The 18,855-nt window shown below is 69.9% G+C and carries 16 protein-coding genes and 1 tRNA gene; 9 read left to right on the top strand and 8 right to left on the bottom strand.

Going from position 1 to position 18,855, the window contains the following annotated elements; all coding sequences use genetic code 11:
• Positions 1 to 7 precede the first annotated feature (7 nt).
• From ACQEVI_RS16530 to ACQEVI_RS16545, 4 genes are all read right to left on the bottom strand, one after another.
• Entirely contained in the window at positions 8 to 928 is a 921-nt protein-coding gene (locus ACQEVI_RS16530; protein WP_432900715.1) for a macrolide 2'-phosphotransferase, read from the bottom strand.
• A 98-nt stretch (positions 929 to 1,026) separates the two neighbouring features.
• Positions 1,027 to 1,935 carry a DUF1700 domain-containing protein gene (locus ACQEVI_RS16535; RefSeq protein WP_432900717.1) on the bottom strand — a complete coding sequence of 303 codons (909 nt, stop codon included), beginning with the start codon at positions 1,933 to 1,935 and terminating at the stop codon, positions 1,027 to 1,029.
• A gap of 26 nt (positions 1,936 to 1,961) precedes the next feature.
• Complete coding sequence (locus tag ACQEVI_RS16540; RefSeq protein ID WP_432900719.1) at positions 1,962 to 2,924, bottom strand: HAAS signaling domain-containing protein; 963 nt, start codon at positions 2,922 to 2,924, stop codon at positions 1,962 to 1,964.
• On the bottom strand, positions 2,921 to 3,253 hold the full coding sequence (locus ACQEVI_RS16545) for a PadR family transcriptional regulator (protein ID WP_432900721.1): 333 nt from the start codon (positions 3,251 to 3,253) through the stop codon (positions 2,921 to 2,923). The genes ACQEVI_RS16540 and ACQEVI_RS16545 overlap by 4 nt, the downstream gene beginning before the upstream one ends.
• 145 nt (positions 3,254 to 3,398) lie before the next feature.
• Here ACQEVI_RS16545 and nudC point away from each other — a divergent pair, with 145 nt between their 5' ends.
• Positions 3,399 to 4,292 (top strand): NAD(+) diphosphatase, encoded by an 894-nt coding sequence (gene nudC, locus ACQEVI_RS16550; RefSeq protein ID WP_432900723.1) that lies wholly within the window; start codon positions 3,399 to 3,401, stop codon positions 4,290 to 4,292.
• Positions 4,293 to 4,408: 116 nt separating this feature from the next.
• Here the strand turns inward: nudC and ACQEVI_RS16555 are convergent, their stop codons facing one another.
• The gene (locus ACQEVI_RS16555; RefSeq protein ID WP_432900725.1) at positions 4,409 to 4,690 is read right to left on the bottom strand and encodes a mycoredoxin; all 282 of its coding nucleotides are present in this window, start codon (positions 4,688 to 4,690) and stop codon (positions 4,409 to 4,411) included.
• Positions 4,691 to 4,778: 88 nt separating this feature from the next.
• Between ACQEVI_RS16555 and ACQEVI_RS16560 the strand changes: the two genes are divergently transcribed.
• Entirely contained in the window at positions 4,779 to 6,794 is a 2,016-nt protein-coding gene (locus ACQEVI_RS16560) for an ATP-dependent helicase (protein ID WP_432900727.1), read from the top strand.
• Positions 6,795 to 7,365: 571 nt separating this feature from the next.
• Complete coding sequence (locus ACQEVI_RS16565; protein WP_116673785.1) at positions 7,366 to 7,731, top strand: WhiB family transcriptional regulator; 366 nt, start codon at positions 7,366 to 7,368, stop codon at positions 7,729 to 7,731.
• Positions 7,732 to 7,852: 121 nt separating this feature from the next.
• Here ACQEVI_RS16565 and ACQEVI_RS16570 read toward each other — a convergent pair whose 3' ends face one another.
• On the bottom strand, positions 7,853 to 8,908 hold the full coding sequence (locus ACQEVI_RS16570; protein WP_432900729.1) for a ThiF family adenylyltransferase: 1,056 nt from the start codon (positions 8,906 to 8,908) through the stop codon (positions 7,853 to 7,855).
• A gap of 152 nt (positions 8,909 to 9,060) precedes the next feature.
• Here ACQEVI_RS16570 and ACQEVI_RS16575 point away from each other — a divergent pair, with 152 nt between their 5' ends.
• Positions 9,061 to 10,449: a zinc-dependent metalloprotease gene (locus tag ACQEVI_RS16575; protein WP_432900731.1), complete on the top strand. Its 1,389-nt coding sequence runs from the start codon at positions 9,061 to 9,063 to the stop codon at positions 10,447 to 10,449.
• A gap of 72 nt (positions 10,450 to 10,521) precedes the next feature.
• On the opposite strand, the gene ACQEVI_RS16580 is transcribed toward ACQEVI_RS16575, so the two are convergent.
• Positions 10,522 to 11,064: a M48 metallopeptidase family protein gene (locus ACQEVI_RS16580; protein ID WP_432900733.1), complete on the bottom strand. Its 543-nt coding sequence runs from the start codon at positions 11,062 to 11,064 to the stop codon at positions 10,522 to 10,524.
• Positions 11,065 to 11,261: 197 nt separating this feature from the next.
• Between ACQEVI_RS16580 and ACQEVI_RS16585 the strand changes: the two genes are divergently transcribed.
• The gene (locus ACQEVI_RS16585; protein WP_432905965.1) at positions 11,262 to 12,362 is read left to right on the top strand and encodes a YlbL family protein; all 1,101 of its coding nucleotides are present in this window, start codon (positions 11,262 to 11,264) and stop codon (positions 12,360 to 12,362) included.
• Positions 12,363 to 12,496: 134 nt separating this feature from the next.
• Entirely contained in the window at positions 12,497 to 15,517 is a 3,021-nt protein-coding gene (locus ACQEVI_RS16590; protein WP_432900735.1) for a UPF0182 family membrane protein, read from the top strand.
• 71 nt (positions 15,518 to 15,588) lie between these two features.
• Here ACQEVI_RS16590 and ACQEVI_RS16595 read toward each other — a convergent pair whose 3' ends face one another.
• Positions 15,589 to 16,404: a nicotianamine synthase family protein gene (locus ACQEVI_RS16595; protein ID WP_432900737.1), complete on the bottom strand. Its 816-nt coding sequence runs from the start codon at positions 16,402 to 16,404 to the stop codon at positions 15,589 to 15,591.
• 111 nt (positions 16,405 to 16,515) lie between these two features.
• Between ACQEVI_RS16595 and ACQEVI_RS16600 the strand changes: the two genes are divergently transcribed.
• The 3 genes from ACQEVI_RS16600 (at position 16,516) to ACQEVI_RS16610 (ending at position 18,830) form a co-directional block, all read left to right on the top strand.
• A tRNA-Met gene (locus ACQEVI_RS16600) sits at positions 16,516 to 16,589 on the top strand.
• Positions 16,590 to 16,887: 298 nt separating this feature from the next.
• Entirely contained in the window at positions 16,888 to 17,232 is a 345-nt protein-coding gene (locus ACQEVI_RS16605; protein ID WP_432900739.1) for a hypothetical protein, read from the top strand.
• 407 nt (positions 17,233 to 17,639) lie between these two features.
• Positions 17,640 to 18,830, top strand: coding sequence for a NosD domain-containing protein (locus ACQEVI_RS16610; protein ID WP_432900741.1), 1,191 nt, complete (start codon positions 17,640 to 17,642; stop codon positions 18,828 to 18,830).
• Positions 18,831 to 18,855: the final 25 nt, after the last annotated feature.

Consider the following 18,855-nt stretch of genomic DNA (forward strand, 5'->3'; position numbering starts at 1 on the left):
CCTCTGACTACGCGCCCTCTTCGAGCGTCGCCTCGTCCAGGTCCTCCAGCATCGACGTCGCGTCCTCGACCACCTCGGGCAGCCGGTGCCGTACGCCGTGCAGCAGCCACCGCGCGAGCGCCAGCTCACCCACGAGCATCGCGCGCTCGGCCAGGCGAGGATCGCTCAGCTCGGTGCGCCGCAGTTGATATGCCTCCATGATCGAGTCGACCGCTTCGAGCGGAGCCGCCGCGATGAGCCACGCGAGGTCGTCGGCGGGGTCGGCTACGCGGGCCTCCGCCCAGCCCGAGATCGCGACCACCCGCTGCCGGTCCACGAGCAGCTGGTCAGGGGCCAGGTCGCCGTGCGCGACCACAGGCTTGAACTTCCAGAGGGAGACGTCCTCGAGGGCCGTCTCCCAGCGCCGCAGCAGAGTGGGCGGGATCCGGCCGGTCCGCGCGGCCTCGTCCACCTCGGTGAGCCGACGCTCGCGGTACTCGGACGCCGTGTAGCTGGGTAGGCCGCAGGTCTCCACGACTGACGTCGGCAGCTCGTGGATCGCGGCGATCGCCCGGCCCAGGTCTGCCGCCAGGCCGGGGCCCGGCTCCAGCGCCTCGACGTCGAGGGTGCTGCCGATGATCCGCCGGTGCACTACTGCCCGGCCACCTTCCGGCAGCAGCGCGTAACCCGCGACCTGCGGCACGACGAACGGGAGCACGCCCGTGTCGATGTACAGGCGAAGTGCGTCCAGCAGCTCGATCTCGGCCTCGAGCGCCGCGCCGGCCACCGTGCTGCGGGGCGCTCGGACCACCCACTCCTGGTCGTCCTGGCCCGTCACGACGGCGACGTCGTAGTCGCCCGCGAGCTCGCCGACGCGCACCGACTGGGCGTCGAGACCAGGTACGGCGGCGGTGGAGAGGGCGGCGAGAGCGAGGGGCGTGCGGGACACGTGCTCAACCGTATTGCAGTGTTCGCGTGCCATGGCACAGCGCGGTGGTGTGTCCCCGCTCCAACGGGGGACACACCACCTTCTGGGACCGGGGAGCGCTACGTGCGCGCGGGCGTGCGCGGCCGCGCGTGCATGAGGGCATGGCCCGCGCCGAGGGTGATGAACAGGCCGCCGGCCCACCAGACGCCCGAGGTGAGCATTCCCGGAGAGAGAGCGGAACTCACCAGCGCCGCGCCGCCGACCAGGGCCAGGATGACCCCGGCCCAAGGCTTGCCGAGGGCCATCAGCACACCAAGAGCGGCGAAGCCGCCGGTGTAGAGCACGGTCTCGAGGTTCAGGTCCCAGCTGCCGACGAGCGCTCCGCCGATACCAAACGCCATGGGCAGAAGGGCGAGCACACCTCCGGCGATGCGCCAGCCGGCTGCGGGCGGTCCGTTGCGGGCGATGACCGGTACGACGAGTGCGCCCCACGCGATCCAGGCGGTGGGCGCGAATGCCCAGCCCTCGGGGAAGACGAAGCCCACGACCGACAGCATGACCGCTACCGCGGCGGTGAAGACCGTACGGGCACGCGGGGAGGCGAAGTTCGGGAGCGCTGCGATGAGTGCAGGTACCAGGCTCAGCAGCACGATCCCGAAGCCGTGCGCCTCGAACTGGGTGTTCGGCACCTCGAGGGAGTCGTCCGGGTGCCAGAAGGAGACGAACATCGCGGTGAAGACCGCGACGCCGGTCGCCACCCACAGCAGGATGCGCCTCATCCGGTCGGTCCGGCCGGGCTCGTGGCCCAGCTCGGCCCGCACCCGTTCGGTGAACTGCGCGGGGTCGCCGAGGCTCTCGGCGGCCTGTTCGGGAGTGCGCCCGGCGTCCTCGGCTTCCACGAAGTGGGCGCGTACGTCGTCGAGCACCGCTTCGCGCTGTTCGGGGGTGAGCGCCTTCAGGCGCTTGCCGATGTCACGCAGGTAGGACTCTTCGGCCTTCATCGCGTTTCTCTCGGTCGTGGTGGTCATCGTGATTCCTCCAAGGATGTCGAGTGCTACTGGTGCGCGGGCTTGCGCGGCCGCGCGTGCGCGAGGGCGTGGCTCACGCCGACGGTGAAGAAGAGCCCGCCGGCCCACCAGAAGAGAAGCGTCAGCATCCCCACCGGATCGAGCGACGTAGAGACCAGCAGCGCTACACCGCCCACGGCCAGGACGATGCCGGGCCATGCCTTGGCGAAGGTCATGAGCACCGCGAGGCCAAAGGAGACCGCGATATAGAGCACGCCCCAGAAGTTGGTACCGAAGCTGCCGACGAGGAGAGCCGACAGGAGGTAGAGCCCCGGCAGGGCCGTGAGAACCGCGGCGGCGATGCGCCAGCCTGTCGAGGGCCGACCGTTACGGGCAAGGATCGGCGTGATGAGCGCCGCCCACACGAGCATGGCGGTGGGCTGGTAGAACAAGAGTTCGATGTCCATGGGGTACACGCCGAAGACGCTGATGTTGGTCGCCACCGTCAGCGTGATTGCCACCGCGGCCGTCGCGATCGTGCGGGCCCGCAGGGGCACGAGGATCGGAAGCGCTGCGAGCAGCGCGACGAGCAGGTGCAACAGCACGACCTCGAAGCCGTGCTCGACGACAACCTCTAGGTCGGGTTCGTCGCTGGGGAACACAAACGTCTCGAACATCGTGGTGAAGACCGCGACGCCGGTCGCCAGCCACAGCAGGATGCGCCTCATCCGGTCGGTCCGGCCGGGCTCGTGGCCCAGCTCGGCCCGCACCCGTTCGGTGAACTGCGCGGGGTCGCCGAGGCTCTCGGCGGCCTGTTCGGGGGTGCGGCCGGCGTCCTCGGCTTCCGCGAAGTGGGCGCGGACGTCGTCGAGCACCGCTTCGCGCTGCTCAGGGGTGAGCGCGCGCAGGCGCTTGCCCACGTCGCGCAGGTAGGCGCCCTCGGTGTTCGCGGTCATCGTGGTCCTCTCGGTCATCGTGGTGTTCTCGGCCGTTCTCGTGTTCTCAGTCATCGTGATCCCTCCAGCAGTGCGTTGACCTGCGCGGCGACCGACGTCCAGACCTGGGCGAACGCGGCGAGCTGACTGGTGCCGTCATCGGTGATGGCGTAGTAGCGGCGGGGGCGAGCAGTGCCGGACGAGTCCCATCGGGGCTCGACGAGTCCGTTCTCACGCATGCGGGCCAGCAGCGGGTAGAGGCTGCCCTCGCTTGCGATGAGCCCGCGTGCGGTGAGGTCGTCGGCCAGCTCGAGGCCGTACTTCTCACCGCGAGAGAGCAGCGCGAGCACGCAGTACTCGAGCACTCCCTTACGGAGGTTCGTTGCGATGCGCTCTTCGATCATGTTGAGAACCCTAACCTTGCGTAGCAAGACTTGCAATACAAGTCTTGCGAAACAAGTCTTGCGAGGCAAGGTCCGGATGTGCGCGATGGCAGGTGCCTGAGCTGCCGCGATCCGGGCGCCAGGACGGCCGACTACTGTCGACCCTGTGTCAGCTCTCGACCTCCCGTTCGCCCGTGCCGCCCACTACCGCGCCGCCCACCGCCGCGCCGAACCCGGCCTCGTCGGCGACCTCCTCAAGGAGCGCGGCACCCAGGTGCTGGTCGTCCGCGGGAACCGGGTGGCGATGGCCGGTCAGCGCGTGGCGCTCTTCGCGCCCGACGACGTCGCGCACCTCGCCGTCGGCCTGCACCTCTTCCTCGGGGAGGCGGACGGCGTGGCCTACGTCGCCGCGGTCCTGGCCGACGCCGAGGCCGATCCCGAGCTCGACGTCGACTGGGCGGGCCTGCGGACCCTCGACGAGCCGGACCTGGAACAGGGCCTCGTCGTCGAGGCCATCGCCCTGTCCCAGTGGCACGCCGTGCACACCCACTGCCCGCGATGCGGCACGCGGACCGAGGTCGCGCAGGGCGGCTGGATCCAGCACTGCCCGAAGGACGACACGAACCAGTTCCCGCGCACGGACCCGGCGGTGATCATGGCGATCACCGCCGCCGACGACAGGCTGCTCCTGGCCCGTGGCCCGCAGTGGGGTCCGGGCCGGCGGTCGGTGCTGGCCGGCTTCGTGGAGCCGGGCGAAGGACTCGAGCAGGCCGTGGTGCGCGAGACGATGGAGGAGGTAGGTGTCGTCGTCGACCCCGGCACCGTCGAGTACCGCGGCAGCCAGTCCTGGCCGCTGCCGGCGTCGCTCATGCTCGGCTTCCGGGCCCGCGCGACCACGACACGCCTGGTGCGGCAGGAGGACGAGATCGCCGAGGCGGACTGGTTCACCCGCGCGGAGGTCGCAGCCGCGGTGGCCGACGGCGACCTGGGCCTACCGGGGCGCGCCTCGATCGCACGCTCCCTGATCGAGGACTGGTACGGCGGCCGGCTCGAGGACTGAGGTGGTCGGGCGGAGACGCGAATGGTCGGCAGTTCGTCAGGTGGTCGGCACCTCGGACTACCGACTACCTGACATTCTGCCGACCATCCGGGAGGTCGCGGGCCGACCCGGCCGGGTCAGTTCGACAGCGCCAGCCGGACGTCCGCGAGGCTCGGGTTGGTGGCCGCCGAACCGTCCGGGTAGACCACCGTGGGAACCGTCTGGTTCCCGCCGTTGACCTGCTCCACATAGGCCGCGGCCTCGGGCTGCTCCTCGATGTCGATGACCGTGTAGCCGATGCCCTCCGAGTCGAGCTGCGTACGCAGCCGGCGGCAGTACCCGCACCAGGTGGTCGAGTACATCAGGACCGTGCCGTCCGCCGGGAGGGGCGAGTGGCTCGACGTGGTCGTATCGGACATCAGTACTCCTTGTCAGTGGGTGCTGCGAGAATCGCAGACGATGCTCACCCAGACCAACTCCGCCGCCGGTTCGAATCATCCTGGACCGATGAGCCCCGACGCCATCCTGACCGCCCTCGACCCCGAGCAGCGCGAGGTGGCGCTCGCGCTCAACGGGCCGGTCATGGTGCTCGCGGGCGCCGGCACGGGCAAGACGCGCGCCATCACCCACCGCATCGCCTACGGGGTGCGCATCGGCGTGTACGCGCCGACCAGCGTGCTCGCGGTGACGTTCACGGCCCGCGCGGCGGGGGAGATGCGCACGCGGCTGCGCGAGCTCGGCGTCCAGGGTGTGCAGGCCCGCACCTTCCACGCCGCGGCGCTGCGGCAGCTCGGGTACTTCTGGCCGCGCGTGGTGGGCGGTGCCCCGCCCCGGCTGGTGGAGCACAAGGCGCAGATCATCGCGGAGGCGGCCCGTCGGCTCGGCCTGAGCGTGGACCGCGTCGCCGTCCGCGACCTGAGCAGCGAGGTCGAGTGGGCGAAGGTCTCGCTCGTCACTGCCGACGACTACGAGAAGGCGCTGCTCGCGACCGGCCGCGAGGCACCTTCGGGCTACGACCCGCAGACGGTGTCGCGCCTCATCACGGCGTACGAGGACGTGAAGACGGAACGCGAGGTCATCGACTTCGAGGACGTGCTCCTCATGCTCGGGGACATGCTGAACAGCCACAAGATCGTGGCGGACGAGGTGCGCTCGCAGTACCGGCGCTTCGTCGTGGACGAGTACCAGGACGTCTCGCCGCTCCAGCAGTTCCTCCTGGACCAGTGGCTCGGCGGGCGCAAGGAGCTGTGCGTGGTGGGCGACCCGTCGCAGACCATCTACTCCTTCACCGGCGCCTCGCCGCGCCACCTCCTGGAGTTCCGGCGGACCTACCCCGAGGCGCAGGAGATCCGGCTCGTGCGTGACTACCGCTCCACGCCGCAGGTGGTGAACCTGGCCAACGAGGTGCTCAAGCGTGCCGGGCGCGGAGGCGGTGCGCACCAGGCGCTGGAGCTCATCGCGCAGCGCAAGCCGGGTCCGCCGATCGCCTTCACGGCGTACGACGACGACGAGGCCGAGGCGAAGGGCGTCGCCAGCAGGGCGGCCCGCCTGATCCAGTCGGGCGTGAAGCCGAGCGAGATCGCCGTGCTGTACCGGACCAACTCGCAGTCCGAGGCGTTCGAGGCCGCGTTCGCCGACGCCGGGGTGGGTTACCTCGTGCGCGGCGGGCAGCGCTTCTTCCAGCGCAAGGAGGTGCGTGACGCGATAGTGCTGCTGCGTGGCGCCGCCCGCTCGGCGGATCCGGAGCTGCCCATGCCGGACCAGGTGCGTGACATCCTCGCCACCGCCGGGTGGGCCGATCAGCCGCCCACGGCGCGTGGCGCCGCCCGGGAGCGCTGGGACGCCATGCAGGCGCTCGTCTCGCTCGCGGACGACCTGGCCGCCGCCGCGACCCCCGAGAGCCCCGCGACGGTCGCACTGCTCGTCGCCGAGCTCGACGAGCGTGCCGCGGCGCAGCACGCGCCGACCGTCGAGGGTGTCACGCTCGCCTCGCTGCACGCGGCCAAGGGCCTGGAGTGGGACGCCGTCTTCCTCGCCGGCATGAGCGAGGGGCTGATGCCCATCTCGCTGGCGGAGTCCGAGGACGCCGTGCACGAGGAGCGCCGGCTGCTGTACGTCGGGATCACCCGCGCGCGCGAGCACCTGGAGGTGTCGTTCGGGCGGGCGCGGAACCCGGGCGGCCGGCCCACGCGCAAGCGCACCAGGTTCCTCGACGGGTTGTGGCCGGAGGACCCGCGCTCGCCCAGGGCACGCACCACGCCGAAGGGCCAGGCCCGGGCGCTGCTGACCGGCGAGCACGACGTCGCGCTCTTCGACGCCCTGCGCGACTGGCGCCTCGAGGTCGCCCGCGAGACGGACAAGCCCGCCTACACGGTGCTCACGGACGCGACGCTGGCGGCCATCGCGGAGATCCGACCTTCGGCCATAGCCGAACTAGCTCGCGTGGACGGGATAGGTCCGGCAAAGATCGACAGGTACGGCGCCACGATCCTCGCGATAGTGGCGAGTGCACCGAGCACCTGAGCGGCCCACAGCGGTCTTCAGGTGGTCCGGCGAGGGGAACTTTCGAGTGGTTCGGAGGCTCCGGAACGGCTGCGGTGTGGGCCGTTCCGGGACCGGCGAAAAACTTCTCAAGAAAGTTTGGAAAAAGAGTTGGCTCGCCTCGGTGCCCCGGCATAGTGTTCACATGTCCCTGACGGCAGTGGGCGAGACCTTAAGGTCTGGCCCGGATTCGAGTGAGGAGGTGGGTGTCTTGGAGATGAACATGATTCCGCAGACGGATCTGCACGCGTGCACGTACGTGCTCGGCAACGAGCCCGTTCAGGCAATCGGCGCAGCTCTGCCTTTCCGCGCGCGCACTCACCGCGGAGGCAACAAGCCGTCCGCTCTCGCACCCGACTCCGCATCTCCAGGAGACTCGCCGGTCTAAACGACCGAGTCATCCAGGCCGCGGAGTCCATCTAGGACCCGCGGCCTTCATTCTTGCCCGGACACCCGGCCCCGCCAGGGCCGGCCGGCCGAGATCTAGCCCGGGGTCCTGTTCCCCCAGACGTTCATCGACGACGTTCTTCTTTACAGGACACAGGAGACAACCGTGCGCCTCACTGCGCTCCTCGACACTCTTCCCCAGGGCGGTTCGGGCCCCTGGGACCCACCTCAACACCCCGTCACGAGCGGGATCGGTTCGGACTCGGCGGAGTTCAACCGGCTGATGGACACACTGCTGCCGTGCCGTACCAACGACCCGGAGCTGTGGTTCGCCGAGCACAGCACTCAGGTGGAGCAGGCCAAGGCCCTGTGCCGCACCTGCCCCCTGATCGAGGGCTGCCTCGCCGGCGCCCTCGAGCGGAACGAGCCCTGGGGCGTCTGGGGCGGCGAGGTCTTCGTCGACGGCGCCGTTGTCGCCCGCAAGCGCGGCCGGGGACGGCCGCGCAAGTCGGAGAACGTCGCAGCGGCCTGATCCAGTGACACCGCCGGAACACCGCCGGACGCGGCACCTGTCAGACACCGCTGGACGTGTCAGACCCTCAAGTCACCAGAGTGACCTGAGCTTCTGACACGTCCAGTGGTGTCTGACGGCGTCAGGCCGGCAGGACCACGCACCCGCAGCGCGGGTGCGGCTCCGCCGGCCGGACGCGGGGGAGCCCCGCCGGGAGCGAGATCTCCAGGCATGCACCGACGGCCGCGGGCCGGTGTCCGTCCAGCTGGGCGAGCACCTGGCTCGCGGCCGTCGCCGCTGCCACCGCGGCGAGCGTCGCCTCCTGCGTCGGCTCCGACACCTTGCGCAGCTGGGTGGCCAGCGCGGGCCACTCCCGGTCGACATCGGCACGGGCCAGGTCCACGCACGTCACGCAGGCCGACCGGCCGGGCCGGACGAACGGCCCGACCACCACGTCCGCCTCCCGTACCACCACCGGCAGGTGCGGTACCCCGAGGCCGAGCAGCCGCTGGTACCGCGCCGGGTGCGCGGCATGCGGCTCGGTGACGACCACCACGTCGAGGGCCGTCGGGTCCAGCCCTGTCCCGCCCGCCCTGCTGTCGTCGACCCGCACCGTCGCACGCGGGGAGCGTTCCGCCAGCAAGGACCGGACGGCCTCGTCGCGTGCCTGCCCGACGTCGACCGCCCGCAGACCGCCCAGCCCGACGTCGGTGATCTGCACCGGCAGCGGGTCGTGCAGCAGCAGCCCGCCGACGCCCGCCGTCGCCAGGTGCAGCGCGACCGCCGTACCCAGCCGCCCGAGCCCGACGACGCCGACCACCCGCCGTGCGCGGTCGGCCAGGGTCGTGAGCCCCGCGCCGTCGGGCCGCAGCATGCCGAGCACCGTCGCGTCCGCGGCGCCGTCCGCCGGGGCCGTCACCGCGCCGACCGTTGCCGGCACGGGGACCAGCACGCCCGCGCGGAACAGGGCGGTCATGATCTCGTCGCGCCGCTCGGCGGGAACGCCGCACCGCGCCGCCGACTGCTCGACGGTCACGTGCCGCCGTTCGCCGATCTCCTCGAGCCACGTCTCCTCGGCGGGCGTGAGCCCGGTCAGCACGAACGACCAGCGTGGGTCCGAACCGCACTGCATCTGGCCGCCGCCGCGACTGAGCACCGGTGTGCCCGGCCGCAGCCGGAGGAGGGGAGGGGGCTTCATGGCGACAACGATGCACGACGGCGTCGCGCGCCCCCGGCCCTCGTCCACAGTTCCAGAGGTATATCCAAAGTGTCGTGCGGACCGGAAGTTCCCGTGTGCGCCCAGAGCCAAATGGACGGCGCAGAGCTTGCCGACCCCGTTACGGTGACCTTATGAGCGACCAGCACCAGCCCGGCGAGACTCCCCAGTCGTGGGAGGAGATGCTGCGCTCGATGCTCGGCGACGGCGCAGACGAAGTGATGGCCGAGATGCGCGAGCGGGGCATCGACCCGACCGCGCTCGGCGGCCCACCCGACCCCGTGATGATGCAGTACGCGCTGGCCCAGGTGCAGAAGATGCTCTCGGCCGAAGGCACAGGACCGGTCAACGCCGACGTCGCGCACGACGTCGCGCGGCAGGTTGCCGTCAGCAAGGGCGACCCGTCGCTGACCGGCAAGCAGGCCAAGGAGGCCACGGACGCGCTCGCGGTGGCCGAGCTCTGGCTCGACGCCGTCACCGAGCTGCCGCCCGCCGGCGGGAAGCGGCACGCGTGGAACCGGTCCGAGTGGGTCGAGGCGACGCTGCCGGTGTGGAACGAGCTGGCGGCGCCAGTGGCCTCGTCCGTCTCGGAAGCGCTGGCCACGGTGCTGCGCGACCAGCTCCCCGAGGGTATCGACGACGGCGAGGCGATCCCCGGGATGCCCGCCGGTGTCCTGCACGGGCTCGGCGGCTCCATCGACCCGACCCAGATGATGCGCCGGCTCGGCTCAGCGGTGTTCGGCATGCAGGTCGGCCAGGCCGCCGGCACACTCTCGCAGGAGGTGTTCGGCGCCACCGACGTCGGCCTGCCGCTGCTCGACAGCTCCGACACCGTGCTCCTGCCCACCAACGTCGCCGCGTTCGCCGACGGTCTGGACGCCCCGCTGGAGGAGGTCCGGCAGTTCCTCGCCGTCCGCGAGGCCGCGCACGCCCGCCTGTTCACCCACGTCCCGTGGCTCCGGTCGCACCTGCTGTCGATAGTGGAGCGCTACGCCCGTGGCATCACCATCGACCTCGACGCGCTCGAGGCGCAGGTGCGCGACATCGACCTCGCCGACTCCGACGCACTGCGCAGCGCCCTGTCCGGCGGTGTGTTCGGGCTGCAGAACACGGACGAGCAGAAGTCCGTGCTGCTGAACCTGGAGACGACGCTCGCCCTGGTGGAGGGCTGGGTCGACGAGGTCAGCGCCATCGCCGCCCTGCCACACCTGCCCCACGCCATCCCGCTGCGCGAGATGATCCGGCGCCGACGTGCCGCGGGCGGTCCCGCCGAGCAGACGTTCTCGACGCTGGTCGGGCTGGAGCTGCGGCCGCGCCGGTCGCGCGACGCGGCGACCCTGTTCTCGATAGTCTCCCGCGCCCAGGGCACCGAGGGGCGCGACGCAGTGTGGGACCACCCCGACCTGCTGCCGGGCACGCAGGACCTCGACGACCCGTCGAGCTACCTCGTGCGCCGCGAGGCCGCGGAGAACGAGCACGCGGACGTCGATGCCGCGCTCAAGGAGATCTTCGGCGAGGACTGAGTTCGCTGTGGGCGCGACCGCTGCGCCTGTAACGGGCACGAAGCAGCAGCCATGGCGCTCACGACACCGGGGTCAGTCTTCCCCGTCGTCCGAGGTGATGTCGCCAGGGTCGTCCTGCGCGAACGACGCGCCCTCGAGGAACCCGCGCGCCCGGTCCGTCCTGGGATAGACCTCCAGGATCTTCCAGAACTCCGGGCCGTGGCCCGCGTGCAGCAGGTGCGCCAGCTCGTGCAGCAGCACGTAGTCGAGCACCCAGGACGGCATGCCCTGCAGGCGGGTCGAGATGCGGATGGACCCGTCGAGCAGCGTGCACGACCCCCAGCGCCGACCCTGGTTCGACGACCATCGCACGCTCGAGGGCTTGGCTTGGCCGTCGAGATACTTTGCCGAGAGCTCGCCTGCGCGGTCCATCAGTTCTTGGTCGGACGGACGGCGGCGCCGTTCCTTGTCCTCCAGCCGGGCCACCATCTTGGCCACCCACTCTCGTTCCTGAGCCCGAGAGAAGCGCGCGGGAATGGCGACGATGGTCCGTCCACCGTCGCGATATGCGCTCACCGTGGCGGTGCGACGGCGGCTCCGGCGCACCTCCACGGACGTCAGGGCGTCGTGGGCCACGGAATGACCGTAGCGTGTTATCGGCGCGACGTGGGGTGGAACACACCGTTCAAGTGGAAAATCTTTGCACGACGGCGTAGTGATTGGCGTAGAGGTACGGCGTGGCGACCGGCATCGTGCGGTCACGCGCGGCGTCGCCGTCGGGCGGCTTTCACGGAAACCTCAGCCAAGTGAGGAATGATGGCCCGGTGACCGATATGCGCGACCGCCAGCACGCCCCGCAGCCCGACCCGTCGCCCTTCGACGACGAGCCGGTAGCGGTCGCCCCGATCTCGCGCCGCACGGTGACGCTCGGTGTCTCCCTGCTGGCGACCGCGGTCCTCGCCGCGGTGGCGCTGGTGGTGCCGACGCCGTACGCGATGCGTTCGCCGGGGCCCACCGAGGACACGCTGCAGCGGAACCTGATCCAGATCGAGGGCGCCCGGACGTACGAGTCGACGGGCGAGCTCCGCCTCACGACCGTCTCCGTGCTGGGCGGGCCGGGTTATCCGATGCTGTCCGGCCAGGTGATCCAGGGCTGGCTGGACCCGAAGCGATCGGTGCTGCCGGTGGAGGCGATCTTCCCCGAGGCGACCACCCAGGAGCAGCAGAAGAAGCTCAGCCAGGCGGAGATGGTGTCGTCGCAGGAGTCCGCGACGGCGGCGGCGCTGACCGAGCTCGGTTACGACGTGCCCGCCGTCCTCGACGTGGCCGGGACGGAGCCGGGCTCCGGGGCCGAGGGCAAGCTCTCCGAGGGCGACGTGATCGTCGAGTTCCAGGGTGAGCCCGTCGGTACCTATGCCGACCTCATCGACGGGCTCGCCGAGACTGACCCGGGAGACGACGTGACGCTCGGGGTCCGGCGCGGCGAGCGCACGGCGGACGTCGACATCACGACGTCGGGCAACGGCGAGCGGGCGGTCCTCGGCGTCTTCATCGACCCGCGCTACGACTTCCCCGTGGACGTCTCCATCGAGATCGAGAACATCGGCGGGCCCAGTGCGGGCACCATGTTCGCGCTCGGCATCATCGACAAGCTGACCGCCGAGGACGAGGCGAACGGAGAGGTGATCGCCGGCACCGGGACGATGAGCCCCGAGGGCACGGTCGGTGCGATCGGGGGCATCGAGCAGAAGCTGTACGGGGCGGTGCGGGACGGCGCCAAGTGGTTCCTCGCACCGGCGGACAACTGCGCCCAGGTGGTGGGCAACGTGCCCGCCGGGCTGAACGTCGTGAAGGTGGCCACGCTGGCCGAGGCACGCGACGCCGTCGAGCAGATCGGACGCGACGAGGGCGGCGACCTCCCGACCTGTTCCTGACCTCCCGGTGCAGATGTTGACCGTGTGTTGCACATCTGGAGGATGTGGGAACCTTGTGCTGGGAACCTTGAGCAGAGCCCGGCCGTTCCACCTGGGTACGGCCCAACCATTTGATGACGTGAGGTAACGCAGTCGTGTCCTTCGCCGCAGCACCTCGCCGCCCTTCCGGCGGCGCACCCCGAGCCCGACGACGCAGTCCGCTGGGGGTGGCGATAGTCGCGGTCGCCGCCGTGATCGCAGCCCTGCTTCTCCTAGCCCAGTTCTGGACCGAGGTGATGTGGTTCGGTCAGCTCGGGTTCTCCCGGGTGATCTGGACCGAGTGGGGCATGCGCGCCGCCCTGTTCGCCGCCGGGTTCCTGTTGATGGCCGGAACCGTGTTCTGGTCGTTCACCGCGGCCTACCGGTCCCGCCCCATCTACGCACCCAGCACACCCGAGCAGGCGACGCTCGACCAGTACCGTGAGGCGGTCGAGCCGCTGCGCCGGGTCGTCATGGTCGCCGCGCCGGTCCTCGTCGGCTTCTTCGCCGGTGTCGCTGCCTCCGCGCAGTGGCGGACGGTGCTGCTGGCGTTCAACAGCGAGCCCTTCGGCGAGAACGACCCCGAGTTCGGCATGGACCTCGGCTTCTTCGTCTTCCTGCTGCCCGCGCTGCGGTTCACCGTCGGGTTCCTCATCTCGGTGGTGGTGATCGCCGGTATCGCCGGGCTGGTCACGCACTACCTGTACGGGGGCCTGCGGGTCGGACCGGCCGCAGCGGGTGGTCCGCGGACCACCACCGCCGCGCGCGTCCACCTCGCCGTCATCGGCGCCGTCGGCCTGCTGCTGATCGCTGCCAACTACTGGCTGGACCGGTACTCGATCCTGACGAACGCGGGCGACCGGTTCGACGGTGCCTCGTACGCCGACGTGCACGCGGTGATCCCCGCCAAGGGCATCCTCACCGTGGTCGCGATCTTCGTCGCGGCGCTGTTCATCGTCACCGCGTTCCGTGGCGACTGGCGCCTGCCGGCGATCGGTGTCGGCCTCATGGTCGTGTCCGCCATCGCCATCGGTGGTATCTACCCCGCCGTCGTGCAGCGGTTCCAGGTGAACCCGAACGCGCAGGAGCTGGAGGCGGAGTACATCCAGCGCAACATCGACGCGACGCTGACGGCGTTCGACATCGACGGTGTCGAGAAGGAGCAGTACGACGCCACGACGGAGGCGGAGGAGGGCGCGCTCCGTGCGGACGCCGACACCGCGGCCTCGATCCGCCTGTTGGACCCGCAGATCGTGTCGCCGTCGTTCCGCCAGCTGCAGCAGAACAAGCAGTACTACAACTTCAACGACTCGCTGTCCGTCGACCGCTACGAGATCGACGGGGAGTCCCGCGACACCGTGATCGCGGTGCGCGAGCTGAACCTCGACGGCCTCGGCCAGGACCAGCGCAACTGGGTCAACGACCACACCGTGTACACGCACGGCTACGGCGTCGTTGCCGCGTTCGGCAACCAGCCCGGCCCGGACGGCCGTCCGGCGTTCTTCGAGGGTGGCATCCCGTCGCAGGGTGCGATCACCGACCTGGAGGGCGAGTACGAGCCGCGCATCTACTTCAGCCCCAGCACCGAGACGTACTCAGTCGTGGGTGCGCCCGAGGGCACGAAGCCGTGGGAGCTGGACTACCAGGCGGACGATGCCGACGACGGCGGTCAGGTCAACACGACGTTCACCGGCGACGCCGGGCCCGACGTCGGCTCCTTCGGGAGCAAGCTGCTGTACGCGCTGAAGTTCGGCGAGGAGCAGCTCCTGTTCTCCGACCGCGTGACGAGCGAGTCGCAGATCCTCTACGACCGTGACCCGCAGCAGCGCGTCAGCAAGGTCGCTCCGTGGCTCACCCTCGACAACCGGGTGTACCCGGCGGTCGTGGACGGTCGCGTGAAGTGGATAGTCGACGCGTACACGACCAGCGACGCCGTCCCCTACTCCACGTCGACGCCGCTCGACGAGGCGGTCGCGGACACGCTCACCACTGCCTCCGGTGCTCCGATCGAGCTGCCGCAGGAGGTCAACTACATCCGCAACTCGGTGAAGGCCACGGTCGACGCCTACGACGGGTCGGTCGACCTGTACGCGTGGGACGCCGAGGACCCGGTCCTGAAGGCCTGGACCAACGTCTTCCCTGGTTCGGTCAAGCCGCTGTCGGACATCTCCGCCGACCTGATGAGCCACGTGCGCTACCCCGAGGACCTGTTCAAGGTGCAGCGCACCCTGCTCAGCCAGTACCACGTGACGGACTCCGCCGAGTTCTTCTCGGGCCAGGACTTCTGGAACAACCCGACCGACCCGGTGTCGGACGCGGCCGCCGCGCCGCTGCAGCCGCCGTACTACCTGACGCTGAAGATGCCTGGGCAGGAGGAGTCGTCGTTCTCGCTGACGTCCACCTTCATCCCGGGCGGTAACACGGACCGCGAGGTGCTCACCGGGTTCCTCGCCGTGGACGCCGACGCGGGCAGCGAGGCGGGCGAGAAGGCCGAGGACTACGGCAAGCTCCGTCTGCTGGAGCTGCCACGAGACACGACGGTGCCCGGCCCCGGTCAGGTGCAGAACAACTTCGACTCGAACCCGACGATCTCCGAGCAGCTGAACATCCTGCAGATCGGCGCGTCCACGGTGCGGCGGGGCAACCAGCTGACCCTGCCGGTCGGTGGCGGTCTGCTGTACGTGCAGCCCGTGTACATCCAGTCGACCGGTGGCACGCAGTTCCCGCTGCTGCGCAAGGTGCTCGTCGCCTTCGGTGACGACATCGGGTTCGCGGACACGCTCGACGAGGCGCTGGACCAGGTGTTCGGCGGTGACTCGGGTGCACAGGCGGGCGACGCGGGTACGGCCGAGGACGAGGCGCCCACCGCTCCGCCGACGGGTGAGGGCGAACCGGGTACGGCTCCGACGCCCGAACCGTCCGGCGAGCCGAGCGGCGAACCCACCGGCGGTGCCGGCGCGGGTGGCACCGGGTCGGACCTCGACGTCGCACTGCAGGAGGCCGCCGACGCCATGGCGGACGCCAACGCCGCCCAGCGGGACGGCGACTGGACCGCCTACGGTGAGGCGCAGGACCGTCTGCAGCAGGCGCTGGAGGACGCGATAGCGGCCGAGGAGGCGCAGAGCTCGGCCGGCTGACCAGCCGCCGCGCTCCGAGCGCACCATGACGAAGGCTCCCCGGTGCTCGCACCTGGGAGCCTTCGTCATGCTCAGCCGAGCCGGCGGGCCACCACCACCGAGTTGACGACGTCGTCGGTGGGATGGACCACCTCCAGCACCTCGAATCCGGGCATGGCGCGCAGGTCTACCGGTGGGTAGAGGAGGGTGCGCAGGCCGCGCGCGCTCCGCGCGAGCAGCATGGCGCCGGGCCGCATCGAGTCGGCCATCCGCGCGAGGATCGCCGCCTTGGCCGACGGCGTCTCGCCCACCAGCGCGGCGAGCACCACCGCGTCGTGCGCCGCGAGGTCGACGTCGGCGGCGTCGGCCTGCTCGAACCGGACCCGTGGAGTGCCGACCCGCGTGGTGACCCGTCGGGCGAGAGCGACCGCGACGGGGTCCCGGTCCAGGCCGACGACGGGGCAGCCGAGCGCGTCGGCGTACCCCACGGTGCTCAGGGGGAGCGGCCCGCACCCGAGCACGGCCACGGACGTCGGTGTGCCGCCCGCGTGGGTGAGCAGGCGCACCTCGAGGGCGGTGAGCCGGTGATAGTTGTCGAGGTACGGGAACTCGTTCAGCGCGGACGCCGGATCGGACGCCGCCGAGATGCGCTCCGCCCAGGTGTGCTCGAGAGCTGTCTCGCCGCGTGCCGAGAGATCGCGGACGACGTCCTTGCGATCTTCGACCTCCGGGTGCGCGAGGATCTCGACGGCCTGACGGTCGGGCACCGCGAGGATCGTCTGCACCAGCTCGCCGAAGAGAGCGTTGGTGCGGGGGTCCGGTCGCAGGTGGGGGAGTGCGGCAAGCTGGTCGGTGAGACGGACGATCCGGTCGGCGGTCAGGGTGGTGGCGCTCAGCTCCGTCGGCATGAGGAAGATCGTTCCACGGCCGCATCGGTTCGATCGCTTGTGACCTGCGTCTCTACCGCCCGACCCAGTTTGCACTCAGCCCCCGGGCGTGCGTAAAGTAGGGGTTACCGCCGCGGGGTGGAGCAGTTCGGTAGCTCGCTGGGCTCATAACCCAGAGGTCGCAGGTTCAAATCCTGCCCCCGCTACAGATGCGAAGTCCCAGGACGTCGCAAACAGCCGGACCTACGAAATCGTAGGTCCGGCTGTTTTTATTTGCGAGTCGGCCGCAGGGCCGGCCGCCACGGCCTGTGCCACCTGACGCTCTTCGGGTCTGGCCCGTCTCCGCCCGCGAGCTCGACGTCCTCGATGGGCTCTCACCGGGCGCGTCGAACCAGCGCATAGCACCGAGCGCTCCATCTCCGTGCGGACGGTGCAGCTCGAGAACGACTCCTGCGGCTTGACCTGACCAACTGCGCCAGCTTCCACCAGAACGGGAGTCGGGATGTGTCAACCTCCTCGGCCCTGACGCGCGGCGCCCAGGGAGGGCTACAGGCGCGGGTCGACGTGGATCTTGGGTCCGGCGTCCGCGTTCGCCGGGCGGGAGCCGGCCAGGACGTCTGCGACGTCGTCGAGCTCGACGGTGGCCGCGACGAGCGGCCGACCAGGACGACACGTCCGCCGGGGTCGACCAACTCGGCGGCGAGGGCCGGCAGGCGCACGTCGTCGGAGGCGTCGACGGCGGCGTCGAACGCCAGCGAGCGGTCGAGGGCGTCGGCGGTCCACACGCTGTCGAAGCCGAGTGATCCGGCGAACTGGCGGGAGCGTTCGCCGCGGCCGAGGAGGCGCTGAGAATCCAATCGCATGAGCGTTACGTGAGGTTAGGCCAAAAACTGCCAAACCCTGACGGCCTCTTGACCGTCCATGATGCCGGCTTCTATGGTCGGACCGGTCGGATGTGCCAAATCCTTTTGGCCTCACCGTGGCAAAGGAGCCCACAACGATGGCTGACGCGAGTTCTATCCCGTCGATCGAGATGTCCCGCCGAGCATTCCTCTTTGTCGGCTCTGCCGTGGCGGCTGCGGGGTACGCCACCCTCCCCTCGACGCACGCGTACGCCGCGTCGGAATCACCTGCGACAGCAACTGACGAGCCGCCGCCCACCCGCCCCCACCGGACGCTGCTCGGGGTTCTCTGAGCCCACTTCCAGCCAGTTCAGACAACGAGACGGGACAGCCATGCCTTCGACGATCTATGACGTGACAACGTGGACCATTCCGGGAAGCCCCGCGACGACCGCGGAAACTGACATCGGCGCGATCATCAACAGCATCATCGCCGACATCAAGGCCGCTCAGCCGGCCCAGGGATCCAAGCCTGGCGCCGTGATCTACATCCCGCCGGGCGACTACTCGCTGAAGACGCGCATCCTGATCGACATCAGCTATCTCCAGATCAAGGGCTCAGGGCACGGGTTCACCTCGTCCAGCATCCGGTACAACTCCGGGAACACGTCCTCCTGGCACGAGATCTGGCCCGGTGGGAGCCGCATCCGGGTCGAGAACACTGACGGGAACGCCGAAGCGATCCTCATCCACAGAGATGGACTTCCCCGGCTGAGCTCGATCGAGCTGATGGACTTCTGCATGGACGGCGTGTCGTTCACCCCCGACCAGAACAGCTACCGCAACGGGAAGATCGGGATCCGATCGACCACACCCACCGACTCCCTCCGAATCGTCGGCATGGGGATGGTCTACCTCGAACGAGCCATCGTGGTCGTCGAGGCCGACGCGCTCCACATCACGAACAACTTCCTCTGCGAATGTGGCAGCTGCGTCGAGCTGGTCGGCTCCGGCCAGGCGAGCATGGTCAACGACAACCTGATCGGTGCGGGTCCAGCGGGCTTCTCGATCTTCGCCGAGGACCACTTCGGGCTGATCATCTCGGGCAACAACATCTTCCCTCGCGGAAAGAGCTCGGTGCACCTCAAGAACGCCACCAACAACATGGTGTCCGCGAACCGTCTGCACGCCTTCTACTCCGGCATGATCACGATGGAGGGGGCCTGCCACAACAATCTCGTCTCGGCGAACCACTTCCTGCGCAACAGGGAGTCGTTCCCGGCGTTCCAGAACACCCCGCACCCCGAGGACGACCTGTTCGGTCTGGTCCAGGTCCGAGGCAGCGGGAACACGGTCGTCTCGAACCACTTCTCGTTCGACGTCCCCAGCAACACCATCATCCCTTCGGGCGCCAAGCCGACCATCGTGCTGGTGCGGTCCGGCGACAACAACTACGTCGCCACGAATCATCACGCCGCGAACGTGGCGGTGAACGCCGTCTTCCTCGACGGAGGCACCACCAACACCAAGGTCCTCGACTGCGGATCCGCGTCCGAGTTCCAGGCTGCGAACGGCGCGACGTTCGGATTCCGCGCGACGCCGTAGCCGTGCACGACGCCGTCGCCCCGCG

Origin of the sequence: Promicromonospora sp. CA-289599, from assembly GCF_050936155.1 — a bacterium.
Taxonomy (GTDB): Bacteria; Actinomycetota; Actinomycetes; order Actinomycetales; family Cellulomonadaceae; genus Promicromonospora.

Excerpts from the sequence above, each read along its gene's own strand:
- ACQEVI_RS16535 (WP_432900717.1), bottom strand. The coding sequence starts at position 1,935 with ATGACCACCACGACCGAGAGAAACGCGATGAAGGCCGAAGAGTCCTAC.
- ACQEVI_RS16540 (WP_432900719.1), bottom strand. The coding sequence starts at position 2,924 with ATGACTGAGAACACGAGAACGGCCGAGAACACCACGATGACCGAGAGG.
- ACQEVI_RS16545 (WP_432900721.1), bottom strand. The coding sequence starts at position 3,253 with ATGATCGAAGAGCGCATCGCAACGAACCTCCGTAAGGGAGTGCTCGAG.
- ACQEVI_RS16555 (WP_432900725.1), bottom strand. The coding sequence starts at position 4,690 with ATGTCCGATACGACCACGTCGAGCCACTCGCCCCTCCCGGCGGACGGC.
- ACQEVI_RS16560 (WP_432900727.1), top strand. The coding sequence starts at position 4,779 with ATGAGCCCCGACGCCATCCTGACCGCCCTCGACCCCGAGCAGCGCGAG.
- ACQEVI_RS16570 (WP_432900729.1), bottom strand. The coding sequence starts at position 8,908 with ATGAAGCCCCCTCCCCTCCTCCGGCTGCGGCCGGGCACACCGGTGCTC.
- ACQEVI_RS16575 (WP_432900731.1), top strand. The coding sequence starts at position 9,061 with ATGAGCGACCAGCACCAGCCCGGCGAGACTCCCCAGTCGTGGGAGGAG.
- ACQEVI_RS16585 (WP_432905965.1), top strand. The coding sequence starts at position 11,262 with ATGCGCGACCGCCAGCACGCCCCGCAGCCCGACCCGTCGCCCTTCGAC.
- ACQEVI_RS16595 (WP_432900737.1), bottom strand. The coding sequence starts at position 16,404 with ATGCCGACGGAGCTGAGCGCCACCACCCTGACCGCCGACCGGATCGTC.